The sequence below is a fragment of the Stella humosa genome (assembly GCF_006738645.1).
Taxonomy (GTDB): Bacteria; Pseudomonadota; Alphaproteobacteria; order ATCC43930; family Allostellaceae; genus Allostella; species Allostella humosa.
In genome coordinates, this window is the sequence record NZ_AP019700.1 from 5793157 (window position 1) to 5814930 (window position 21774).

Annotated in this window: 19 protein-coding genes and 1 tRNA gene; 11 read left to right on the forward strand and 9 right to left on the reverse strand. The window is 71.7% G+C overall.

Annotated features, from left to right (window positions below; genetic code table 11):
* Positions 1–146: 146 nt before the first annotated feature.
* Both STVA_RS27285 and STVA_RS27290 read left to right on the forward strand, forming a co-directional pair.
* Complete coding sequence (locus tag STVA_RS27285; protein ID WP_123690169.1) at positions 147–1370, forward strand: MFS transporter; 1224 nt, start codon at positions 147–149, stop codon at positions 1368–1370.
* A 56-nt stretch (positions 1371–1426) separates the two neighbouring features.
* On the forward strand, positions 1427–1822 hold the full coding sequence (locus STVA_RS27290; RefSeq protein ID WP_123690168.1) for a hypothetical protein: 396 nt from the start codon (positions 1427–1429) through the stop codon (positions 1820–1822).
* 93 nt (positions 1823–1915) lie between these two features.
* On the opposite strand, the gene STVA_RS27295 is transcribed toward STVA_RS27290, so the two are convergent.
* A tRNA-Thr gene (locus STVA_RS27295) sits at positions 1916–1990 on the reverse strand.
* Between the two features lie 128 nt (positions 1991–2118).
* Here STVA_RS27295 and STVA_RS27300 point away from each other — a divergent pair.
* The 4 genes from STVA_RS27300 to STVA_RS27315 all read left to right on the forward strand — a co-directional run bounded on the left by STVA_RS27300 (position 2119) and on the right by STVA_RS27315 (position 7437).
* Positions 2119–2658 carry an RNA polymerase sigma factor gene (locus STVA_RS27300; protein WP_123690167.1) on the forward strand — a complete coding sequence of 180 codons (540 nt, stop codon included), beginning with the start codon at positions 2119–2121 and terminating at the stop codon, positions 2656–2658.
* Between the two features lie 84 nt (positions 2659–2742).
* Positions 2743–3738, forward strand: coding sequence for a FecR family protein (locus STVA_RS27305; RefSeq protein ID WP_123690166.1), 996 nt, complete (start codon positions 2743–2745; stop codon positions 3736–3738).
* A gap of 112 nt (positions 3739–3850) precedes the next feature.
* On the forward strand, positions 3851–6250 hold the full coding sequence (locus STVA_RS27310) for a TonB-dependent siderophore receptor (RefSeq protein ID WP_142235900.1): 2400 nt from the start codon (positions 3851–3853) through the stop codon (positions 6248–6250).
* Positions 6250–7437, forward strand: a complete 1188-nt coding sequence (locus tag STVA_RS27315; RefSeq protein WP_123690164.1) for a PepSY-associated TM helix domain-containing protein — start codon at positions 6250–6252, stop codon at positions 7435–7437. The genes STVA_RS27310 and STVA_RS27315 overlap by 1 nt, the downstream gene beginning before the upstream one ends.
* A gap of 4 nt (positions 7438–7441) precedes the next feature.
* On the opposite strand, the gene STVA_RS27320 is transcribed toward STVA_RS27315, so the two are convergent.
* The 5 genes from STVA_RS27320 to STVA_RS27340 form a co-directional block, all read right to left on the reverse strand.
* On the reverse strand, positions 7442–8872 hold the full coding sequence (locus STVA_RS27320) for an amidase (protein ID WP_123690163.1): 1431 nt from the start codon (positions 8870–8872) through the stop codon (positions 7442–7444).
* Positions 8869–9084: a hypothetical protein gene (locus STVA_RS27325; RefSeq protein ID WP_123690162.1), complete on the reverse strand. Its 216-nt coding sequence runs from the start codon at positions 9082–9084 to the stop codon at positions 8869–8871. The genes STVA_RS27320 and STVA_RS27325 overlap by 4 nt, the downstream gene beginning before the upstream one ends.
* An 86-nt stretch (positions 9085–9170) precedes the next feature.
* Positions 9171–11129 carry an oxidoreductase gene (locus STVA_RS27330; RefSeq protein ID WP_197735748.1) on the reverse strand — a complete coding sequence of 653 codons (1959 nt, stop codon included), beginning with the start codon at positions 11127–11129 and terminating at the stop codon, positions 9171–9173.
* A gap of 22 nt (positions 11130–11151) precedes the next feature.
* Positions 11152–11832: a HesA/MoeB/ThiF family protein gene (locus STVA_RS27335; RefSeq protein ID WP_338092721.1), complete on the reverse strand. Its 681-nt coding sequence runs from the start codon at positions 11830–11832 to the stop codon at positions 11152–11154.
* 183 nt (positions 11833–12015) lie between these two features.
* Positions 12016–13407: an MATE family efflux transporter gene (locus STVA_RS27340; RefSeq protein ID WP_123690160.1), complete on the reverse strand. Its 1392-nt coding sequence runs from the start codon at positions 13405–13407 to the stop codon at positions 12016–12018.
* Between the two features lie 149 nt (positions 13408–13556).
* Here STVA_RS27340 and STVA_RS27345 point away from each other — a divergent pair, with 149 nt between their 5' ends.
* The 3 genes from STVA_RS27345 (at position 13557) to STVA_RS27355 (ending at position 17151) form a co-directional block, all read left to right on the forward strand.
* The gene (locus tag STVA_RS27345) at positions 13557–15233 is read left to right on the forward strand and encodes a thiamine pyrophosphate-binding protein (RefSeq protein WP_197735749.1); all 1677 of its coding nucleotides are present in this window, start codon (positions 13557–13559) and stop codon (positions 15231–15233) included.
* A gap of 17 nt (positions 15234–15250) precedes the next feature.
* Positions 15251–16228, forward strand: coding sequence for a 3-hydroxyacyl-CoA dehydrogenase family protein (locus STVA_RS27350; RefSeq protein ID WP_245978330.1), 978 nt, complete (start codon positions 15251–15253; stop codon positions 16226–16228).
* An 86-nt stretch (positions 16229–16314) separates the two neighbouring features.
* The gene (locus tag STVA_RS27355) at positions 16315–17151 is read left to right on the forward strand and encodes a helix-turn-helix domain-containing protein (protein ID WP_123690157.1); all 837 of its coding nucleotides are present in this window, start codon (positions 16315–16317) and stop codon (positions 17149–17151) included.
* A 2-nt stretch (positions 17152–17153) separates the two neighbouring features.
* On the opposite strand, the gene STVA_RS27360 is transcribed toward STVA_RS27355, so the two are convergent.
* The 3 genes from STVA_RS27360 to STVA_RS27370 are packed head-to-tail and all read right to left on the reverse strand — an operon-like array spanning position 17154 to position 19967.
* Positions 17154–18449, reverse strand: a complete 1296-nt coding sequence (locus STVA_RS27360; RefSeq protein ID WP_123690156.1) for a TRAP transporter large permease — start codon at positions 18447–18449, stop codon at positions 17154–17156.
* A complete protein-coding gene (locus STVA_RS27365; RefSeq protein WP_123690155.1) occupies positions 18446–18940 on the reverse strand; it encodes a TRAP transporter small permease subunit in 495 nt (164 codons plus the stop codon). Before STVA_RS27365 ends, STVA_RS27360 begins: the two co-directional genes overlap by 4 nt.
* Positions 18941–18944: 4 nt before the next feature.
* Positions 18945–19967 (reverse strand): TRAP transporter substrate-binding protein, encoded by a 1023-nt coding sequence (locus STVA_RS27370; protein ID WP_142235901.1) that lies wholly within the window; start codon positions 19965–19967, stop codon positions 18945–18947.
* Positions 19968–20174: 207 nt separating this feature from the next.
* On the opposite strand from STVA_RS27370, the gene puuE reads away from it, so the two are divergent.
* On the forward strand, positions 20175–21080 hold the full coding sequence (puuE, locus tag STVA_RS27375) for an allantoinase PuuE (protein ID WP_123690153.1): 906 nt from the start codon (positions 20175–20177) through the stop codon (positions 21078–21080).
* Positions 21077–21736, forward strand: coding sequence for a GntR family transcriptional regulator (locus tag STVA_RS27380; RefSeq protein WP_123690152.1), 660 nt, complete (start codon positions 21077–21079; stop codon positions 21734–21736). Before puuE ends, STVA_RS27380 begins: the two co-directional genes overlap by 4 nt.
* Positions 21737–21774: the final 38 nt, after the last annotated feature.

The following is a 21774-nucleotide window of genomic DNA, read 5'->3' on the forward strand; positions in this document are numbered from 1 at the left end:
CGGCGATGGCATCCCGATAGCGCGGGCTGACGAATCCGGGCGCGGACCCTGCGGATTTGACGCGCTCGAACCGGCCATCCGTTCTAGTCTGGGCTGGCCGACGCGCCCCCGGCATCCGCCCTTGCCATGCTTCTCCCGGTGATCCCATGCGAGCCAGCCTGCGTCCGGTGCTGCCGATCCTGATCGGGGCCTCGGTCCTGATGACCCTCAGCATGGGGATCCGCCAGAGCCTGGGCCTGTTCATGACGCCGCTGACGCGGGACGTCGCGATCAGCGTGTCGGACTTCACGCTGGCGATCGCGGTGCAGAACCTGGCCTGGGGCTTCCTCCAGCCGGTCACCGGCGCGCTGGCCGTGCGCATCGGCTTCCGGCCGATCCTGCTGGTGGGGGCGGCCCTGTTCGCGGGCGGGCTGTGCGTGCTGGCGGCCGCCAACGGCATCGTCATGGTGATGCTGGGTGCGGGCGTGATGCTGGGTGCCGCACTTGCCTGCATCGCGGCGGCGATGGCGCTTTCGGTCGCCTCGCGCGCGGCCCCGCCCGAACGCCGCAGCTTCGTGCTGGGGGTGGTCAGCGCGGCGGGCTCGCTGGGCTCGTTCCTGGCGGCACCCATCGGCCAGACCATGTCGGTGGAGTTCGGCTGGCGCGCCGGCATCCTGGCCTTCGTCGTGCTCTGCCTCGGCCTGCTGCCCGCCGCCTGGTATGCCGGGCGCGTCGACCGCATCGTCGAGCCCCGGGGCGCCGGCCCCCAGTTCGGCGACACCAGCTTCGGCGTGGCCCTGAAGACGGCCCTGTCGCGCCCGGCCTTTCTCGTCATGGCCGGCGCCTATTTCGTCTGCGGCCTCCAGCTCGTGTTCCTGACCACGCACCTGCCGTCCTACCTCGCCATCTGCGGCATGGACCCGATGCTGAGCGCGCAGACGCTGGGCACCATCGGCCTTTTCAACATGATGGGCAGCCTGTTCTTCGGCTGGGCCGGCGGCCGCTGGTCGAAGCCGGGGCTGCTGGGGATGATCTACGTCCTGCGCTCGATCGCGCTCGGCTTCTATTTCGCCGTGCCGCCGACGCCGGCCGCGACCCTGGTGTTCGCCGCCGTCATGGGGTTCCTGTGGCTCGGCGTGGCGCCGCTCATCGCCGGCGCGGTGGTCGAGATGTTCGGGCTGCGCTGGCAGGCGATGATCCAGGGCCTGGCCTTCATGAGCCACCAGGTGGGCAGCTTCATCGGCGCTTTCGGCGGCGGCCTCATCTTCGACGCGATGGGCTCCTACGACCTCGCCTGGCGCCTGGCCGTCGCCATGGGGCTCACGGCCGGGGTGCTGCAGATGCTGTTCGCGCTGCGGGGAACGTCGCCGCCCAGGCTGGTGGCGACATAGGGGCAAAACTGCGGTCGGCCGCGACGCGGTTGAATGTTGGAACTGGATGGCTGGCGGTGTCGCTGGCGGACATGGCCGGCCTGCCGGAGACGCAGAAAGCCCGCCGGACTGGGGCGATCGTGGGCGGCTGGCAATTGCGGAGGGGGAGCCGTTCGAGTCAGATGGCGGGCCGCTTCGATCGGATAGGCGGCGGACGGCTACAGGGGGAAACGACGGCGATGAACAAGAGCTTCTGGATTGGCTGCGTCGTCGGTGCGGCGGTCGCTGCGGCTGTGCCGCTGGCTGCGCTGCCGCTCATCTCGGACGGCATGGGGCTGCCGCAACAGACGCCGGTCCACCTCCTTTGCGTCGATGGCCAGGGTAACATCTCGCAGACGCTGAAAATGGTGCACCAGGGCATCTTTGTCGGGATCCCCAATGCGCCCAACGGTGTCAGCTTGATCTGCCAGTAGCGCCGGTCCGGGCCCGATGTCGTCGCGTCTGGCGCGCGTTTGCCACCGGACAGCGGCAAGCGCGCTCCTCGGGGACCGGACAATCAGGAGGAATGGTGCCGACGCGCGGATTTGAACCGCGGACCTACTGATTACGAATCAGTTGCTCTACCCCTGAGCTACGTCGGCACTGGGGCGCTTCCAAGCGGGCCGGGACCATACTCATAACGCCACTGGCCTGCAAGAGCGCAACCGCGCGCTTCGAACGGCATTAGGATATTGCGAGGCATTCGCAGGATCGCTAGCGTCGCGGCACGATGACCGACCGCGCCCGGCACAGCCTCGCCCGACTGGTGGAAGCCCACTACGAGGAGCTGCGCGCCTTCGTGCGCCGGCGCGTCGGCTCGGCGTCGGCGGCCCAGGATGTCGTCCAGGAGACCTGGCTGCGGGTGGCGGCAGAGCCGGCGGAGAGGGCGCCGGAGCCGCCCCGCCCGCTGGCCCAGGCGCGGGCCTACATCTACCGGGTCGCGGGCAATCTGGCCATCGACCGCCTGCGCCGCGACCGGCTGGAACTGCGCCATGGTGCCGGCCTGCCCCTGCCGCTGGAACAGCCGGGGACCGAGCCCGGCCCCGACCGCGTGGTGGCGGCGCGCGAGGAGATGGCAATCCTGCGCCAGGCGATCCAGGAACTGCCGGAGCGCTGCCGCGACGCTTTCCTGCTCTATCGCGGCGAAGGGCTGACCATGCGCGAGACGGCCCTGCGGCTGGGCATCAGCGAGAAGACGGTCGAGAAGCACGTCGCCAAGGCGATGCTCCACTGCCGCCGCCGGCTGGCCGAAGCGGGGATCGAACCCTGAGCGAAAAAGACCTGTCGGCGATGGGGGATTGCACCGGGCCGGATCGTCCTATCCTGGAGATGGACTGTCAGGGGGTGGCCGGCGATGGCCGATGAGCCGCCAGATCCGATTCCGGACCAGATGTTCGAGGCGGCTGCGACCTGGCTCGTCCGCCTGCGCGAGCCGTTGGCCACGCCGCAGGATCGCGCGGACTTTGCGGGCTGGCTGGCGGCCGACGCGCGCCACCCGGCGGCGATGGATCGGGCCGCCCGCCTGTGGGGCAGGCTGGCGGAGCCGGCCATGGCACTGGCGGCCGCTAGCCGGCCGGCCGCCAACCCCGGCCAGCGCACGATCCGCCGTCCCGGCTGGCGCCCCGGCTGGCGCCATGCGGGCACATGGGCCGCCGCCGCGGCCCTGCTGCTGGCGGTCGCCATCGGCGTCGTCCAGGGGCCGGCGCTCTATGACGACCTGCGCGCCGACCATCGCACCCCGGTGGGCGAGCGGCGGACGGTGGAACTGGCGGATGGCAGCCGCCTGACCCTGAATACCGGCACGGCCCTGGCGATCGATCTGGCAGGCGACGGGCGGCGGGTGCGCCTTTTCCGCGGCGAGGCCTTCTTCGACGTCGCCGCCGACCCCGACCGGCCGTTCCTCGTCGACACCGCGGCAGGCTCCGTGCGGGTCGTCGGCACCCGCTTCAACGTCCGCCTGGATGGCGCGCGAGCCGTCGTCGCCGTGGAGGAGGGCCGGGTCGTCGCCCGCGGCGCCGGGCCGGACGGGGCGGAGGTGGCGCTCGCCCGCGGGCAGCAGGTGCTGCTGTCGGCCGATGCGCCGCCGGTCGCCGCGCCGCTCGATGGCGAGCAGGCCGGCGAATGGCGCTCCGGCCGCCTGGTCTTCTTCCGCACGCCGCTGGCCGAGGTGACGGCCGAGCTGGAGCGCTATCGCGGCGGGCGCATCGTGCCCCTGGGCAATCGCCTGCGTGCCCTGCGGGTGACGGGTGCCTTCGATACCGGCCGCCCCGACGCCGCCCTGGACGTCATCGCCGCCACGCTGGCGGTGGACCTGACCCGCCTGCCGTTCGGAATCGTCCTGCTGCGCTGAGGAAATCCGCCGGGCGGCATGGGGGAACCAGCCCCGCCCGTTCGTCTCCAGATTCATGCGAACGCCTCGCAACAGCATCGGCGTCCGCATCCTGGAGCGACGGAGGGGGACGATGAAGAGATGGATCGCGGGCCGGCCGGCCCGATGGGCGATGGCGATATCCGCCCTGGCCGGCATGGCGGCCCTGCCGGCCGACGCGGCCGACGACCGGAAGGGCGTGCCCCGCCAGGCGGCGGGCGCGGTGCAGACCGCCCAGGCGGCGCCTACCTTCCGCTTCGCCATCCCGGCCCAGCCCCTGCCGCGGGCGATCGCGGCCCTCTCGGCCCAGACCGGCATCCAGGTGCTCTACACCGCCGAGCAGCCCTTCGCGGCGACGGCGCGCGCGGTCGAGGGCACCTACACCCCGGCCGAGGCGCTGGGGCTGATGCTGCGCGGCACTGGCCTCGGCTATCGCTTCCTGCGCGCCGATGCCGTGACGCTGGAGCCGCTGCCGGCCGCCACGCCGGGCGTGGTGTCGCTGCCCGGGGTGAGCGTCGAGGGGCGGGATTCCGCCGCCTACCGCGTCCGGTCGGCCACCACCGCCACCAAGACCGACACGCCGATCGCCAAGGTGCCGGCCAGCGTCCAGGTGGTGCCGCGCGCGGTGCTCGACGACCAGCAGGTCCTGCGCATCGACGAGGCGCTGCGCAACGTGCCGGGCACGGTCTTCGTCGATGGCGGCGAGGGCAAGTCCATCTTCTCGCGGGGCTTTGCCGCGTCGGTGTACCGGGACGGCGCGCTGCGCACCGAGTTCACCGACGGCGACAGCTCGGCGACCGACCTCGACGCCTACAATGTCGAGCGCATCGAGGTTCTGAAGGGGCCGGCCTCCGTGCTCTACGGGCGCGGCAACCCGGGTGGTGCCGTCAACATCGTCACCAAGCGGCCGCTGACCACGCCCGCCTATGAGGGGCGTCTCGTCGTCGGCAGCAACAATCTGATGCGCCAGCAGATCGACCTGACGGGCGCGCTCGACCCGGCCCGGCACTTCGCCTACCGCCTCAATGCCGTGCATGAGACGGCCGACAGCTTCCGCGACGAGGTGACCTCGCGGAAGGTCGCCGTGTCGCCGGCCTTCCAGTGGTCCCCCCATGGCGGCACCACGGTCGTGCTCGACGGCGAGATCGTGAACATGCGGCAGACGCCCGACGTCGGCATCCCGCGCCAGGGCAACGGGCCGCTGGCCGGCGTGCCCATCGACCGTTTCCTGGGCGAGCCGACCGATCGCTTCCGCAATCGCAAGGAGCAGGCGCGCCTCAGCCTCGACCATGATTTCAACGGCGCCACCAACCTGCGCACCTCGGTCCTCTATTCGAACACGCGCAACGACGACTGGTACACCCGGGGTGCCGCGGTGCAGGCCGACGGCCGCACGCTCAATCGCACGATCATCGACAGCGGCTTCGAGTTCGAGGATCTCGGCTGGCAGGCCGACCTGACCCACAAGGTCGTCATCGCCGGCATGGAGCACACCTTCCTGGTCGGTGCCGAACTGGCCAAGCGCAAGACCGTCTCGATCTTCGATTCCGCCGCCGCCGCGCCGATCGACATCTTCCAGCCGGTCTATGGCAACACCGCCCCCACCGCCGCCTTCTCGCGCTTCCGCCAGGAGACGGATCGCTGGCAGGCCGGCCTCTACGTCCAGGACCAGATCGAGTTGATGCGCGGGCTGACCCTGGTGCTGGGAGGGCGCTTCGACCATGTCGACCAGAAGCGGACCAGCCCCGGCGCCCCCCTGCCCAAGAAGGAGGACCAGGCGTTCAGCCCGCGCGCGGGCATCGTCTGGCAGCCGATCGAGCCGGTGTCGCTCTATGCCACCTACGCCCGCTCCTTCACCCCGGTGAACGCCTTCCCGCTCAGTGCCGGCGGCCAGATCCTGGAGGCCGAGAAGGCCGACCTCTACGAGGCCGGCATCAAGCTCGACCTGCTGGGCGGCCGCCTCAGCGGCACGCTGGCCGGCTACCAGATCAAGCGCTCGAACGTGAACACGCCCGACCTCGAGAACCCGGGCTTCCAGGTGTCGGAGGGCGAGCAGGAGAGCAAGGGCGTCGAAGTCTCCCTCTCGGGCGAGGTGCTGCCGGGCTGGAAGGTGATCGCGGGCTACGCCTACACCGATGCCCGGATCACGGCCGCCGCCAACAACACGAAGGGCAAGCGGCCGGCCGGCATCCCCGAGCATACCGCCAGCCTGTGGTCGACCTACGAGCTGCAGGCCGGGCCGCTGGCCGGCCTCGGCTTCGGCGGTGGGGCCGTCTATGTCGACGACCGCTTCGGCACCTCGGCCAACGACTTCACGGTGGGCGGCTACACCCGGGTCGATGCCGCCGTCTACTATCGCGGCGAGGGCTACACGCTGCGGCTCAACGTCAACAACCTGTTCGACCGGGAATATTACCTCAACCCGACGCGCACGCCGTTCCTGCTGCCCGGCGCGCCGCGCTCGTTCCTGCTGTCGCTCCAAGCCAACTTCTGATGGCGGCGACGGCCCCCGGGCGCGGCCGCCTCCGGCGGGCCGTCGCCCTCGTCCATCGCTGGCTGGGGCTGGCGCTGGGCGTCCTCGTCGCCTTCGTCGGGCTGACCGGCAGCCTGATCGTCTTCCAGCCAGAGATCGACCGCTGGCTGGCGCCGGCACTCCACCGGGTGGAGCCGGGGGCGCCCGTCTCCCTCGATCAGATGCTGGCGACCGCGACCGCGGCCCATCCCGGCGGGCCGCCCGGCTTCGTCAACCTGCGCTTGCCACGCGAGCCGGGGCAGGCCGCTTCGGTGCTGATGAAGGACCGCTTCGGGCCCGGGTCGCAGCCCTTCCAGGAGGCCTTCGTCGATCCCGGCAGCGCTCGCCTGCTGGGGGTGCGGGCGCCGGAAGACAGGCTGGTGGGTTTCCTCATCGGCCTGCACGCCCACCTGCTGGTGGGCGACCATTCCTGGGGCGAGACGGCGGTGGGATTCCTCGGGATCGCGCTGATCCTCTTCTGCGCGTCGGGGCTCTACATGTGGTGGCCGCGCCGCGGCGGCCTGCGCGGCGCGGTCACGGTGCGCGCCGGCCAGGGCAGCTACTGGTTCAACTACGACCTGCACAAGCTGGCCGGCGCGCTGATGGTGGTGCCGTTGCTGGCCTCCGGGCTGACCGGGTTGGTCCTGGTCTTTCCCGGCTACGTGCGGCCACCCCTGAAGGCGGTGATGGATACCCCGCCGCCGCCCCGCGCGCCGCGTTCGGAAGCCGTCGCGGGCGTGTCGCCCATCGCCGTCGACCACGCCGTCGCCATCGCCCTGGCAACCTTGCCGGATGCCGTCCCGACGATGGTGCAGGTGCCGCAGGGACCGGCCGCCAACGGCACGATCCAGGTGCGCCTGCGCCGGCCCGACGACCGCCGGCAGCACTATGCCGACGGGGGTGCCGTCGTGCATGTCGACCGCTTCTCGGGCGCGGTGCGGGCTGTCTTTCGCAGCGAGGAGCGGCCGGTCGGCGGCCGGCTGCTGCATGAATGGATATTGCCGACCCACACGGGCGAGATCGCCGGCCTGGCCGGCCGCGTCCTGATGTGCCTGGCCGGCCTGGCGCCGGCCCTGCTGTTCGGCACCGGCCTCTTCCTGTGGCTGCGGCGCCGGCGGGCCCGGCGCCAGCGGCGGTCGGCGCGGATGGCGGGTGCCGTCCGCGCCTGACGGCCTACTCCGTGCCGGCGGCCAGCGGCGGCAGCCGCTCGTGCCAGCGGGTCTCCTGCTGGTAGGCATGGCCCATGCGCAGCAGCGTCGCCTCGTCGAAGGCGCGGCCCACGAGCTGGAGGCCGATCGGCAGGCCGTTCGACGAGAAGCCGCCGGGGAAGGCCAGCGCCGGCAGGCCCAGATAGTTGATCGGCCGGGTGTTGCGGGCGACGGCGGCTGCCGCGCGCGAGCCGTCCGGGTTACTGTGCGCGTCGGTGGCGGCCAGCGTCGGCACCGGGGTTGCCAGCACGGGCGTCAGCATCGCGTCGGCCTTGTCGAAGACCGCGGCGTTGAAGGCGGCCAGGATGGTCGAGCGCAGGTTGAGCGCCTCCAGGTAGCGCGTCGCCGGGTAGTAGAGGCCGGGCTCGATGCGCGAGCGCACGGCCTGGCTGTACTCGCCCGGGCGCTTGCGCAGCCAGGGACCGTGGATGGCGGCGGCCTCGACGGCGATGACGGCGTGGATCGCCGCCAGCATCTGGTCGTGGTCGGGCACCGCCACCTCGACCAGGCGGGCGCCCATGCGCTCGAATAGCTGGGTCGCCGCCTCGTAGGCCGCCAGCACGTCGGCATGGAGGTTGTCGAGATAGTGGCTGGTCGGCACCGCGATCGTCAGCCCGGCGACGCCGGACCCGATGCCGGCCTCGTAGTCGGGCACCGGCAGGGTGCTGGCGGTCGGGTCGCGCGGGTCGGCCCCGGCGATGATGCCCAGCAGGCGGGCGCAGTCGCGCGCCGAGCGGGCGAGCGGGCCGACATTGTCCATCGAGAAGCTGAGCGGCATGGCGCCGTAGCGGCTGACGCGGGTCTGCGTCGGCTTGATGCCGGTGACGCCGCAGAAGGCGGCCGGCAGGCGGATCGAGCCGCCGGTGTCCGAGCCCAGCGCGCCGTAGAACAGGCGGGCGGCGACGCCGGCACCCGAGCCCGAAGACGACCCGCCGGGGACATGGTCGACGTTCCAGGGGTTGCGGCAATGGCCGAAGTGATAGTTGTGGCCCGTCCCGCCCATGGCGAACTCGGCCATGTTGAGCGTGCCGAGGTTGAGCGCGCCCGCCGCCGACAGGCGATCGAGTGCGGTCGCCGTGGTGTCGGCCACCCAGTTGCGGCGGATCTGCGAGCCGCAGGTCACGACCCGGCCGGCGCGGTAGTACATGTCCTTGTGGGCCAGCGGCACGCCATGCAGCGGCCCCAGCCGGTCGCCGCGGGCGATCGCCGCGTCGGCCTGGGCCGCGGCCGCCAGCGCCTCGTCGCCGTCGATGCGGATATAGAGGTTGAGGGGCGATTGCAGTCGGTCGGCCGCTTCCAGGCAGGCGCGGGTGACCTCGACCGAGGATACCTGGCGGCCGGCGATGGCCTCGGCCACGCCGACCAGGTCGAGATGCAGCGGGTTGGTGTCGCTCACGAGGCGGCTCCCGCGGTGCGGGGGGCCAGCGCCAGCAGGAACTGCGCCGGCTCGGCCTCGAACGGCAGGGCCAGTGCGGCCTCGCGGATGATGCGGTTGAAGGGGGCGATGGTCAGCGCCACCATGGTCGCGTCCTCCGGGTCGATCTTCACGCCCTGGGCGCTGCGCGCGACATCGCGCACGTAGTCCTCCGTCAGCGGATCCTTGCTCATCCCCCGTACCCCCGATTTCGATGTCCCCGAGCCCAACCGGATAGCATGCCGGGCCGCATCCGGGCCAGGGGCGCCATAAGCCCGGCCTATGCCGGCGGCAATCCCCGGATCGCGTCCCAGGCGTCGTTCACGGCATCGCCGATGCGCCCGCCCCGCCGGGCGTCGCCGATGACGGCGTGGGGCACGCCGGCGGCCGCCATCGCCGTGGCCAGTCCGTCGGCCGGGCGCCGGCCCTGGGCCAGCAGGACCTGGCCGCAGGCGATTCTGCGGCGGGCGCCGCCCGGCCCTTCCAGCAGCGCCTGGTCGCCCTCGACGCGGGCCAGCCGGGTCTCTGCCAGCAATTCGATGCGCGGATGCGCGTGCAGCCGTTGCAGCAGCGTGCGGCGATAGACCAGCTCGGCGCTGCGGGCGAGCTGGCGGGCGGTCGACCGGGTGACGAGATGGACCGTCCAGCCCTCGGCGGCCGCCAGTTCGGCCGTCTCGCAGCCGGTCTCGCCGCCGCCATAGACCAGGATCGGTCCGGGCCCCAGCGGCCGGTCACCCGCCAGCACGTCATAGGCCGGCACCACGATGCCGCCCGGGGCCACCTCGCCATCACGCTCCAGCGATCCGGTCGCGACCAGCACGAAGGCCGGGTCGTGGGCCAGGATGCCGGCCGCGTCCGCAGGGGTGCCGCATTGCACGTCCACCCCGGTCTCGGCCAGGCGCCGGACCAGATGGTCGCGATACCACAGCAGCTTGTCCTTGAAGGGCGGCCTGGCCGAGACGTCGATGCCGCCACCCAGGCGGACGCTGGCCTCCAGCAGCGTCACCCGCCAGCCGGCCTCGGCCAGCAGGACGGCGCCTGCCATTCCACCAGGGCCACCGCCGGCGACCACTGCGCGCGGCCGATTGGTCCGGATCGCTGGCCCGTCGAGTTGGTCGCGGCCCACGGCCGGGTTCTCCGCACAGCCGATGCCGCCATGCTGGCCCAGGCGCTGGATGCACCAGTTGCAGGAGGTACAGGGACGGATGGCGGCAACGCGGCCCGCCGCGGCCTTGCGCGGCCAGTCCGGGTCGGCCAGCAGGGCTCGGCCGAGGGCGATCAGGTCGGCGCTGCCCTCGGCGATCGCGGCCTCGGCCATCGCCGGGCTGCGGATGACGCCGACGCCGATCACGGGGGCAGCACCGGCCAGCGCCCGTCGGATGCGCCGTGCATGGCCAAGCCGCCAGCCCTCGGCCGTGGCGATCGGGTCGACGTTGGTGTCGAGCCGCTCGGCGATGCCGGTCGAGACATGGATGGCGTCCGCCCCGGCCGCGACCAGGGCGCAGGCGGCCGCGGCGGCCTCGTCCGGGTCGATGCCGCCCGGCACGAACTCCTCGGCCGACAGGCGATAGACCAGCGGCCGGTCGCCGATCGCGGCCTTCACCCGGCGCACGACGGCGGACGGGAAGGCGAGGCGCCGTTGGGCATCGCCCCCCCAGCGGTCGTCCCGCCGGTTGGTCCAGGGCGACAGGAACTGCCCCAGCAGGTAGCCATGGGCGCCATGCAACTCGATCGCGGCATAGCCCGCCGCGACGGCGCGGGCGGCGGCATCGGCGAACTGCCCGACCAGCGCCTCCACCTCCGCGTCGTCCAGCGCGCGGGGCGTGGTCCGGAACATCCAGCTTTCATGGGCCGAGGGTGCCACCGGCTGGCGCCCGTCCAGGAAGCGCGGGCTGGTCTGGCGGCCGGCATGGTGCAACTGCAGGCAGGCGACGGCCCCCTGGTCGGCGATGGCGGCGGCCAAGCGTGCATGGCCCGCCACCAGCCGGTCCTCGTCGAGCGCTAGCTGGATGCTGCTGCCGCGGCCGTGCCGCTGCTCGACGCAGGCGTACTCGACCGTGACCATCCCGGCCCCGCCCGCCGCCCGCCGGCGATAGTGGGCAACCAGGGCCTCGGTCACGGCGCCCGAGGGGTCGGCGAGATTGGTCTCCATCGCCGCCATGACGACGCGATTCGCCAAGGTCAGCCGACCCAGCCGGACGGGGGAAAAGAGCAGGGGAAAGGCCGTCATCCGGGACATGATACCCGGTATGTTGATTTTGTCAGGCGGCCCTTTGGGGTGCCACATGCTCCGACAGGTCGCGGATCGTCGGATGCGTGCCGCATAGCGGGCAGTCCGGGTCGCGCTTGGCCCGAATGCGCCGGACCGATGCCGCCAGCGCGTCGTAGAGCAGCAGCGTGCCGGCCAAGCTGTCGCCCAGGCCCAGGATCTCCTTCAGCACCTCGGTCGCCTGCATGGTGCCGACGACGCCCGCGACCGCGCCGAAGATGCCGGCCTGCTCGCAGCGCGGCACCAGGTCGGCGGGCGGCGGCGCCCGGAAGAGGCAGCGATAGCAGGGCCGGCTCTCGCCCGGCTCGTGCGCCTTGTAGGTCGAGATCTGCCCCTCGAAGCGCAGCAGTGCCGCCGACACCAGGGGCACGCCACCGAAAAAGCAGGCGTCGTTCAGCAGGTAGCGGGCGGCGAAATTGTCGGTGCCGTCGACCACCAGGTCGTGACCGGCGACCAGCGCCTCGACATTGGCCGCCGTCACCTTCTCGACCAGCGCCGTCACCCGCGCGTCGGGGTCGAGCCGGCGGATGGCGATGGCCGCACTCTCGGCCTTGGGCTGGCCGATCGTCTCGGTCGAATGGATCACCTGCCGCTGCAGGTTCGACAGCTCGACCGTGTCGTGGTCGGCGACGGTGAGCTGGCCGATGCCGGCCGCGGCCAGGTAGAGGAGCACCGGTGCCCCAGGCCGCCCGCCCCACCACCAGCACGCGGGCCGCCAGCAGCTTCGCCTGCCCCTCCTCGCCGACCTCGTCCAGGATGACGTGGCGGGCGTAACGCTCCAACTGGGCGTCGGTCAGTTCGATGGTCATGATGGGCGCCAGCCTCGCACGGCGGCCGGCTGGCCGGCAACGCCGGGCTACCGCCGCAGCTCGCGCGTGGCGGCGGCGACGGCCAGCATCGCCAGGGTGAAGGCCAGCGCCGCGGCGGCGATGACCAGCGCCAGCATACGCAGGTCGCCGCCCAGCCAGTGGATCGCGGCCCAGCCGCCCAGTGCCACCACCGCCAGCCGCAGGGTGCCGGCCAGGAAGGGTGCCTTGGCCCGGCCCAGGCCCAGCAGCGAGAAGAACAGGCCCAGTCCCAGGCCCAGCACCGGGTAGGACGGGCCGACCCGCCGCAGATAGTCGGCCCCGGCGGCGATCGCCGCCGGGTCGTCGGAGAATAGCCCCATCCAGCCCTCCGGCAGGAAGACCGCGACGGCGGCGAAGATGGCGCCGATCAGCACGCCCAGGCCGGCCCCGGTCCAGGCGACGCGCCGCGCGCGGTCCAGGCGGCCGGCGCCGACGCTGGTCGCGACCATGGCGATCACCGCCGACCCCATGGCGAAGGTGAGCGGGATCTGCAGCAGGTCGAGCCGGGCGGCCGCCCCGTAGCCTGCCAGCGCCACGGTGCCGAAGGCCGCCGCATAGCCGGTGGCGACGATCATCGTCGCCTGGGCCTGCACGACGTTGAGGGCGGCGGGCACGCCGACGCCCAGGATGGCCGCGAAATGCCGGTGCTCCGGCCGGGCGGCGGCCAGCCGGATCTCGCCGCGACCCGACAGCAGGTGCCAGGCCAGGACCATGGCGCCGGTGGCATAGGACGCGACGACCGCCAGCGCCGCACCCGCCACGCCCATCTGCGGCACCGGCCCCAGCCCCAGGATCAGGGTGGGCGACAGGGCGAGGTGGACCGCCTCGCCGGCCATGATGGCGGTGGCCGGCACCAGCATGTTGCCCGTGCCGCGGACGATGTTGGCCATCAGGTTCATCAGCCAGACCGCGACCACCCCGCCGAAGACGATGGCCGAATAGGTGACGGCCGCCGCCAGCCCGCCGCCGGTCGCCCCAAGTGCGGCATAGAGCCAGGGACCGCCCGCCAGCATCAGCAGGGTGAAGACGCCGCCGATGGCGAGCGCCAGCAAGACGGCGTGCCAGGCGATCGCCGCGGCATCGTCGCGCCGGCCGGCCCCCATGGCCCGCGCGACCGCACCGTTGACGCCGGCACCGAGCCCGCTGGCCGACGTCATCTGCATCAGCAGGAAGAACGGGAAGGCGAGCGACACGCCGGCCAGGGCATCGGTGCCGATCCAGCCGACGAAGACGGCGTCGAAGCTGATGAAGGCGATGCGGGCGGCGGCCTCCCCCAGGTTGGGCAGGGCCAGGCGCAGCAGGGTGGGGGCGACCGGCCCTTCCAGGATGCGGCGGGTCCGCGCCGACAGCGCCGGCGCGGTCGGGGTCGGCTGGCGGGGCTGGGGCTGATCATCGGCCATGGTCGGCTCTTGGCTGGCGCGGCTGTGGTGACAGTCGCCCGCCGCGGACGGGCGCGCAATTACGGCTTTGGTAATGGACGCACACCCTTGACGAAGCCGGCGCCGCGTCGGCCTGCTGGCGCCAGAAATCAGGAGGAGCGTCCGACCCCATGCCGTCCGTCCCCACCATGAAAGGTGCGCGCTACATCGCCGAGGCGGCCCAGGCCGCCGGCATAGACCATGTCTTCTTCGTCGACGCCGTGCTGCGCCGCGCGCTGGTGGAGATGGAGGATGTCGGCATCCGCCGGGTGCTGGCGCGCTCTGAGAAGGCGGCGGCCTACATGGCCGACGGCTATTCGCGCGCGGCCCGTCGCCCGGCCCTGTGCATGGCCCAGGCGGTGGGGGCGGCCAACCTGGCGGCAGGATTGCAGGACGCCTGGCTCGGCCAGTCGAGCGTGGTGGCGCTGACCGGGCGCAAGCCGCCCTTCGAGCAGTACCGCAATTCCTACCAGGAGATCCCGCACGAGCCGCTGTTCTCGGCCGTGACCAAGATGACGGCCCGCGTCGACCTGCCCGAACAGCTACCGCAGCTTTTCCGCCAGGCATTCCGCACGGCCACGACTGGCCGCCCCGGACCCGCCCATCTCGACATCAACGGCATGACCGGGGATACGACCGCCCTGCTGGACTGCCCGGGTGCCGCAATGCCGGAGCCGGCCTTCGCCCGCGTGCCCGCATACCGCCCGCCGGCCGACCCGGAGATGCTGCGCCAGGCGGCCGCCGCCATCGACGGCGCCAGCCGGCCGGTGCTGGTGGTGGGCCTGGGCGCCATGGTCTCCCAGGCCGAGGCCGCCATCGTGGCCCTGGCCGAGCGGCTGTCGGCGCCGGTGGTGGCCGCACTGGATGCCAAGGCGGTGATGGTCGACCAGCATCCCCTGAACGGCGGCATCGTCGGCACCTATTCGCGCAAGTGCGCCAACCGCATCGTGGCCGAGGCCGACCTCGTAATCTTCGTCGGCTGCGACACCGGCGACCAGGTGACCAGCAACTGGGTGCTGCCCATGCCGGGCACGCCCGTGGTCCAGATCGACCCGGACCCGGCCGAGCTGGGCCGCTCCTATCCCGGCACCATCGGCGTGCAGGCCGATGTCCGCACCGGCGTGGAGCAGCTTGCGGCCATGGTGGCGGCGCGCCCGGCCGGTGCCTGGGCCGCGCGCGCCCAGGCGCTGGTGGCCGAATGGCGGGCGGAGACGGCACCCGCGCTGGCCGCGGGCACCGGCCCGATCCGGCCCGAGCGGCTGTGCGCCGAGCTGACCCGCGTGCTGCCGGCCGATGCGCTGCTGGTCGCCGACACCGGCTATTCCTCGCAATGGAGCGGCACGCTGGTGGAACTGCGCCATCCGGGCCAGGGCTACATGCGCGCGGCGGGCTCGCTGGGCTGGGGCTTCCCCGGCGCGCTGGGGGCCAAGTGCGCGCTGCCCGGCCGGCCGGTCGTCTGCTTCACCGGCGATGGCGGCTTCATGTACCACATGGCCGAGCTGGAGACGGCGCGGCGCTGCGGCATCCACACCATCACGGTCGTCAACAACAATGGCTGCCTGGCCCAGGGTGCCCGCAGCATCGACGCCGCCTATGAGGGGCGCAACGGCAACAAGAACGAGATCTACGTCTTCCACCCGATGAACTTCGCCCGCATCGCCCAGTCGATGGACTGCTTCGGCGTGCGGGTGGAAAAGGCATCCGACTTCGCGGCCGCCTTCGCCGAGGCTGAGGCGTCGGGCCGGCCCGCCGTCATCGACGTGGCGACCGATCCCGAGGCCCGCGCCCCCCTGGGCTGGACGCCGTGACGGCTGGAGGCACAACCATGACCACCGCTCCCATGCCGGTCGCCGTTCTGGGCGCCGGCACCATGGGCCACGCCCTGGCCCTGGTGCATGCGCTGGGCGGACACCCCGTCCGTCTCTATGACAACAGCCCGGCGGCACTGGCCCGGGCGCCCGGCCTGATGCACACGGCCCTCGCCACCATCGCCGAGGCGGGCGAGGCGCCGCCCGGCTGGACGGCCGCCCGCCTGGACGCGCAGGTCCGCATCGTCCCCGACCTGGCCGAGGCGGTGGCGGGTGCGGGCCTCGTCGTCGAGGCCGTGGCCGAGGATGCCGAGGTGAAGCGCCAGGTGTTCGCCGCGATCGACGCGCTAGCGCCCGAGGATGCCATCCTCGCCAGCAACACCTCGATGCTGGACATCTTCCCGCTGGTGCCGGCGAGGCGGGCGCCGCGCACGCTGATCGCCCACTGGTACACCCCGCCCTACCTGGTCGACCTCGTCGACGTGGTGGCAGGGCCGGGCACTGACCCGGCGGTGGTGGAGCAGGTCCGGGCGCTCTATGCCGGGTTCGGCAAGCACCCGATCGTACTGCGCCGCTTCGTGCCGGGCTTCATCGCCAACCGCCTGCAAGGGGCGATCGGGCTGGAGATCCAGGCCCTGCTCGATGCCGGCGTCGCCACCCCGGCCGACATCGACGATTCGATCCGCCACGGCCTGGCCCTGCGCATGGCGCTGATGGGCCAGCTGATGAAGACCGACTTCACCGGCCTGGAACTGTCGCGCAAGATCCTCGCCAACCGCTCCTACACCCCGCCGGAGGCGACCGGCCGCAGCGCCACGCTCGACCGGCTGGTCGAGGCCGGCCGCACGGGGGTGCACGCCGGCGCCGGGTACTACGACTATGGCGGGCGCAGCGTGGCCGAGCTGTTCCAGGAGCGCGACCGCAAGCTGTTCCAGTTGAAGCGCGCCTTCCGCGCCATCGCGCCGCTGCCCGGCCGGCCGGTCGAGGGCGACTGACGGGGAGACGGGCCATTACCTTGCGGGTAATGGCCCGTCGGCGGCGGCGGGACTAGCTTCGGGGTCGACCAAGGGAGGCGACCGCCATGAGCTACCCCACCCGCCAGGAACCCACCATCGGCCCGCTGCTGGCACAGTGGCGCCGCACCCGCCGGATGAGCCAGATGGAGCTGTCGGGCGAGAGCGGCGTCTCGACCCGCCACCTCAGCTTCGTCGAGAGCGGGCGGGCCCGGCCCAGCCGCGAGCTGGTGCTGCGCCTGTCGGCGGCACTGGCCGTGCCGCGGCGCGACCGCAACGAGCTGCTGCTGGCCGCCGGATTCGCGCCCGCCTATCGCGAGACGCCGATCGACGCGCCCGAGATGGCCGACGTGGTGCAGGCATTGACCATGATCCTGGAGCACCACGCGCCCTTCCCTGGCGTGGCGCTCGATTCGCGCTGGGACGTGCTGATGGCCAACGCCCCCTACATAGCGTCCGTCGCCGCCTGCGGGCCCGATGCCATCGGGGGGCCGCCGCCGCCGGCCCTGGTCCTGCTCGACCGCCCGCGGCCCAACCTGCTGCGGCTGCTCTGCCACCCCGACGGCCTGCGCCACCAGCTCGACAACTGGCAGGAGGTGGCGCTGGCGGTGCTGGGCCGCGTGCGGCGCGAGGTGGCGCGCGATGGGGACCCGACACGGCGCCGGCTGCTGGCCGAGGCGCTGGCCTATCCGGGCGTGCCGCCGCTGCCGGCGCTCGATGCCGCCGGCGCGCCGGACCTGATCGTGCCGGCCGTGCTGCGCACGCCGGCCGGGCCGCTGCGCTTCGTCAGCACCATCGCGACCCTGGGCACCGCCCAGGACATCACGCTGCAGGACCTGCGGATCGAGACCCTGCACCCGGCCGATGCCGCGACCGACCGGCTGGTGCGAGGGTCGGTCGCGTAGGCTCAGAACAAGCGGCGGGGCAGCCAGAGCGCGATGTCGGGGAAGATGGTCAGCGCCAGCACGCCGGCCAGCAGCAGCAGCACATAGGGGAACGCCCCCCAACTCACCTCGCCGAGGGTGGTCCCGGCCATGCCCTGGATGACGAACAGATTGACCCCGACCGGCGGGGTGATCAGCCCCACCTCCAGCAGCAGCACCAGCACCACGCCGAACCAGATCGGGTCGAAGCCGGCCGCCATCATCACCGGATGGACGACCGGCAGCGTCAGGAGCATCAGGGAGAGCGCGTCCACCAGGCAGCCCAGGATCAGGTACATCACCACGACCAGCAGCAGCACCATGTATGGTGCGGCGTCGAGTGCGTTGATGGCGCTGACGATCGCCCGCGGGATGCCGGCCGACACCAGGGCGAAGGACAGGATCTGCGCGCCGATGACGATGAAGAGGATCATCGCATTGGTGCGCAACGCGTCGAGCAGGCTGCGACGCAGCACGTCCAGGGTAAGGCCGCCATAGATGGCCGCGACCACCACGGCACCGGCAGCGCCGATGCCGGCGGCCTCCGTGGGCGTCATGATCCCGACATAGATGCCGCCGATCACGACCAGGATCAGCCCGACGACCGGGACGAGATCGAGCAGGCCCGCCATCCGCTGGCGCCAGGAGGCCCGTTCGCTGGAGGGCGGAAGCTGGTCTGGCGAGAAGCGCGCCTGCACGGCCAGGAACAGCATGAAGACGGCGGTCATCATGACCCCCGGGATGATGCCGGCCACGAACAGCTTGCCGACCGATTCCCCGACCGTCGAGCCGTAGATGATGAAAGGGATCGAGGGCGGAATCAGGATGCCCAGCGTTCCGCCCGCGGCCAGCGTGCCGGTGATCGGCCGCAGCCCGTAGCCCCGCTTCTTCATCTCGGGAATGGCGATCGCGCCCACGGCCGCTGCCGTCGCCACGCTGGAGCCGCAGAGTGCCGCGAAGATGGCGCAGGCCGCGATGTTCGCCTGTGCCAACCCGCCCGGCACCCCGGTCAGCCATACGGACAGGCTGCGGTAGAAGCGGGCGCTGATGCCGCTGTGCAGGATGACCGCGCCCATGAACAGGAACAGCGGAACGGCCGTCAGCACGAAGCTGTCGACGGTGTTCCAGACCACCGATTCGATGCCGCCCAGCAAGGCCGGCTTGACCATCCAGAGGCCGACGACGCCGGCCGCGCCCAGGCTGATCGCGATCCACACGCCGCCGAACAGCAGCGCCAGCATGAGCCCGAAATAGATCGCCGCGAGCAGTTCCCAACTCATGACCGCCCCTCGCGCAGGGCGCCCAGCGCCACCATGAGTTCGGCCGCCATCTGGATCAGGAAGACGCCCAGGCCCAGCGGCACGAAAAGCTGGATCGGCCACAGGATGACGTTGGTGGCCGAGACCGAGAAGGAGCCGCTGACATAGCTGTCATGGGTCAGGACCGCGGTGCGCCATATCAGCAGCGCCAGGAACGGCAGCCCGATCAGGCACCACAGCACGTGCAGGACGGCCTTTACCCGTGGGGACAGGTAGTCGACCAGCAGCGTCACCTGGATATGGTCGCCGCGATGCTGGGCATAGCCAAGCGCCGAGAAGGTGGTGATGACCAGCAGGTAGCCGGACAACTCGTCGGCAATCACCATCGGCGATTCCAGAAAGCGCCGGGAGACGACCTGGGCGGTGATGAGCAGGATCATCACCGCCAGCGCCACGCCGCCCACCGCCACCGACCATCGGCTGAGGCGGCAGGCTGCGGCATGCAGGTCCATCGGCCTATTGCAGCTTGAGGGCGGTCAGCGCGCGCTCCAGCGCGGCGCTGCCCTGTGCGCCGACCTTGTCCTTCACATAGGCGCGATAGATCGGGATCAGGTTGCGGCGCGTCTCGATGTGGCTTTCGGGCGGCACCTGGACCAGGGACTTGATCTGACCCTTTTCCTGCATCCGCTTGATCGCGCCGTTGTCGGCCTCGTCGACCACCAGCTTCTGCCAGCGATCGGCCCACCAGTCGCCGACCCCCCGCACCGTCTTCTGCAGCTCGGGTGTCAGCTTGCTCCAGGAATCCGCGTTCACCGTCACATAGAAGTGCGCGACGGGGCCGTCGATCTTCAGGAAGTGGGGGGCGACTTCGTAGAGCTTCGAGGTCTCGACCGCGACCGCGGCCGTCAGCACGCCGTCGACGATGCCGCGCTGGGTGGCGGGATAGACCTCGGCCCAGACGACGAAGGAGGGGGCCGCACCCCACTGCTTCACATAGTCCGATTCCAGCCCGCCGGCCGTGCGGATCTTCCGGCCCTTGATGTCGGCCAGCCCCTTTACCGGCTCGCGCAGGACGATGTTGCGCGGCGGATAGGCGCCCCACGAGATCGGCTCCACGCCCTGCTTGCGCAGGGCGGCGTAGATCTCCGGCCACATGATGCCCCGCAGGACCGTGCGTTCCTCGTCATTGAGCGCCAGGTAGGGAAGATCGCCCAGGACCAGCGGCGGTGCGTCGCCGAAGCCCATGCTGCCGACCACCTCGGACATCTCGATCATGCCCTTGGCCGTCACGCGCAGATGTTCCGGCCCCTTGTAGGGCAACTCGCCCGCGGCGTGGAACATGACGTCGACCTGGCCGCCGGTCTGCTTGGTGATCTCCGCCGCCAGTTCCTTGAAGCGGTCGATGAACGCGTCCTGTCCGGCCGGGATGATCGATACGAACTTCCACTGGTGCTTCTGCTGCGCCGCGGCCGGGCTGGCCGGTGCGAAGGCGGCAAGCGCCAGGGCGAACATCGAAGCAAGGCGAATGAAGCGGGTCATGGCCAAGGGTCCCCTCCCCGGGGCGACCGCCGCGGCGGATGCGCCCCGAATCCTGTTTCGCCACCGCCGGCGCCGCGCGGGCGGCTGCCACGGGCCTGAATTCTCCGTTGAACCGGCAATTCGACGCTAAACCCCGGCGCTCGATTTTGTCTACAATTTTGCTAGGATGGCCGAAATCATCGGCCATGCCGCGGGGCGGGAGGGGACATGCAGCGCGATCTCATCGGCTATGCGGACCGGCCGCCGCGGGCCGACTGGCCGGGCGGGGCCAGGGTGGCGGTCAACTTCGTCCTCAACTACGAGGAGGGGTCGGAGTATTCGATCCTCGAAGGTGACGGCCGGGTCGAGATCGGCCTGGCCGAGGCCGCCGGCGGCCGGGTGCCGGTGGGCGAACGCGACCTGGCTTTCGAGACGATGTACGAGTTCGGCAGCCGTGTCGGGTTCTGGCGGGTGATGCGGCTGTTCGCCGAGCGGCGGCTGCCGATGACGATCTTCGGCTGCGCCATGGCGCTTGAGCGCAATCCCCATGCGGTCGAGGCGATCGTCGCCGCCGGGCACGACATCTGCAGCCACGGCTGGCGCTGGGTCGAGCATTTCCGGCTGTCGGAGGCCGAGGAGCGGGATCACATCCAGCGCGCGGTCGAGAGCATTGCCCGGATCGCCGGCGAACGGCCGGCCGGCTGGTATTGCCGCTACGGGCCGAGCACGAACACCCGCCGCCTGCTCGTCGAGGAAGGGGGCTTTCTCTACGATTCCGATGCCTACAACGACGAGCTGCCCTACTGGGTGACCGTGTCGGGCCGCGACCATCTGGTCGTGCCCTACACGATGGACACGAACGACGCCAAGTTCACGATGCCCGCCGGCTTCGCCAACGGCGATGCCTTCTTCACCTATCTGCGCGATGCCTTCGACCAGCTCTACGAGGAGGGGGCCGACACGCCGCGGATGATGTCGATCGGCCTGCACCCGCGCATCGTCGGCCGGCCGGGGCGGGCCCGGGGCCTCGCCCGTTTTCTCGATCATGTGATCGGCCACGACCGCACCTGGGTCTGCCGGCGCCTCGATCTTGCCCGCCACTGGATCGGGCGTCATCCGCCAGCCGGGGCATGAGCCCGGTCCCCAAGCCGATCCCATACCGGCTGGCAGAGCAGATCCGCCACGGCATCATCACTGGCCGCTACCGGCCCGGCGCGGCCCTGCGCGAGCAGGGGCTGGAGGCCGAGTACGGGGCCAGCCGCGGCCCCGTGCGCGAGGCGCTGCGCCTGCTGGAGCTGCGCGGCCTGACGGTGCACGAGCCCCGGCGCGGGTTTCGCGTGCGCAGCTACTCGCCGGAGGCGATCGAGCAGATCTACCGCCTGCGCGCCCTGCTGGAGCGCCACTCGGTCGAGAGCCTGGCCGGCCGCGACCTGGAGCCGCTGGTGAGCGCGCTCGAGCAGAGCAACCGGCGCATGCGTGACCATTTCAGGCGCCGCGACCTTGAGGCCTATCTGCATGAGAACAACGTCTTCCACCGGCTGATCCTCGATTTCGGCGGCAACGAGCCGCTGCGCCGGCCCCTCGACATGCTGAACGAGATGGCCGAGCCCATCCGTTGGGCGCTGCTGGCCGAGAAGCTGACGCGCAGCCGGTCCGTGGCGGAGCATGAACGGATCACGCGCTTCCTGGCCGAGGGGCGCCTCTTCGATGCCGCCCGGGTGACCGAGGCGCACATCCTCGACAAGCTGCCGGCGGCCCAGGCGGCACTCGCAGAAAATTGTAGACAATGATGCTTGGGCGCCTAGCCTCGGTGCCGACCACGACGAGG

Coding starts and splice junctions, on each gene's coding strand:
- STVA_RS27330 (WP_197735748.1), bottom strand. CDS start 11,129: ATGTCCCGGATGACGGCCTTTCCCCTGCTCTTTTCCCCCGTCCGGCTG.
- STVA_RS27365 (WP_123690155.1), bottom strand. CDS start 18,940: ATGGACCTGCATGCCGCAGCCTGCCGCCTCAGCCGATGGTCGGTGGCG.
- STVA_RS27310 (WP_142235900.1), top strand. CDS start 3,851: ATGAAGAGATGGATCGCGGGCCGGCCGGCCCGATGGGCGATGGCGATA.
- STVA_RS27360 (WP_123690156.1), bottom strand. CDS start 18,449: ATGAGTTGGGAACTGCTCGCGGCGATCTATTTCGGGCTCATGCTGGCG.
- puuE (WP_123690153.1), top strand. CDS start 20,175: ATGCAGCGCGATCTCATCGGCTATGCGGACCGGCCGCCGCGGGCCGAC.
- STVA_RS27350 (WP_245978330.1), top strand. CDS start 15,251: ATGACCACCGCTCCCATGCCGGTCGCCGTTCTGGGCGCCGGCACCATG.
- STVA_RS27325 (WP_123690162.1), bottom strand. CDS start 9,084: ATGAGCAAGGATCCGCTGACGGAGGACTACGTGCGCGATGTCGCGCGC.
- STVA_RS27380 (WP_123690152.1), top strand. CDS start 21,077: ATGAGCCCGGTCCCCAAGCCGATCCCATACCGGCTGGCAGAGCAGATC.
- STVA_RS27370 (WP_142235901.1), bottom strand. CDS start 19,967: ATGACCCGCTTCATTCGCCTTGCTTCGATGTTCGCCCTGGCGCTTGCC.
- STVA_RS27355 (WP_123690157.1), top strand. CDS start 16,315: ATGAGCTACCCCACCCGCCAGGAACCCACCATCGGCCCGCTGCTGGCA.
- STVA_RS27345 (WP_197735749.1), top strand. CDS start 13,557: ATGCCGTCCGTCCCCACCATGAAAGGTGCGCGCTACATCGCCGAGGCG.
- STVA_RS27305 (WP_123690166.1), top strand. CDS start 2,743: ATGGCCGATGAGCCGCCAGATCCGATTCCGGACCAGATGTTCGAGGCG.
- STVA_RS27285 (WP_123690169.1), top strand. CDS start 147: ATGCGAGCCAGCCTGCGTCCGGTGCTGCCGATCCTGATCGGGGCCTCG.
- STVA_RS27340 (WP_123690160.1), bottom strand. CDS start 13,407: ATGGCCGATGATCAGCCCCAGCCCCGCCAGCCGACCCCGACCGCGCCG.
- STVA_RS27300 (WP_123690167.1), top strand. CDS start 2,119: ATGACCGACCGCGCCCGGCACAGCCTCGCCCGACTGGTGGAAGCCCAC.
- STVA_RS27315 (WP_123690164.1), top strand. CDS start 6,250: ATGGCGGCGACGGCCCCCGGGCGCGGCCGCCTCCGGCGGGCCGTCGCC.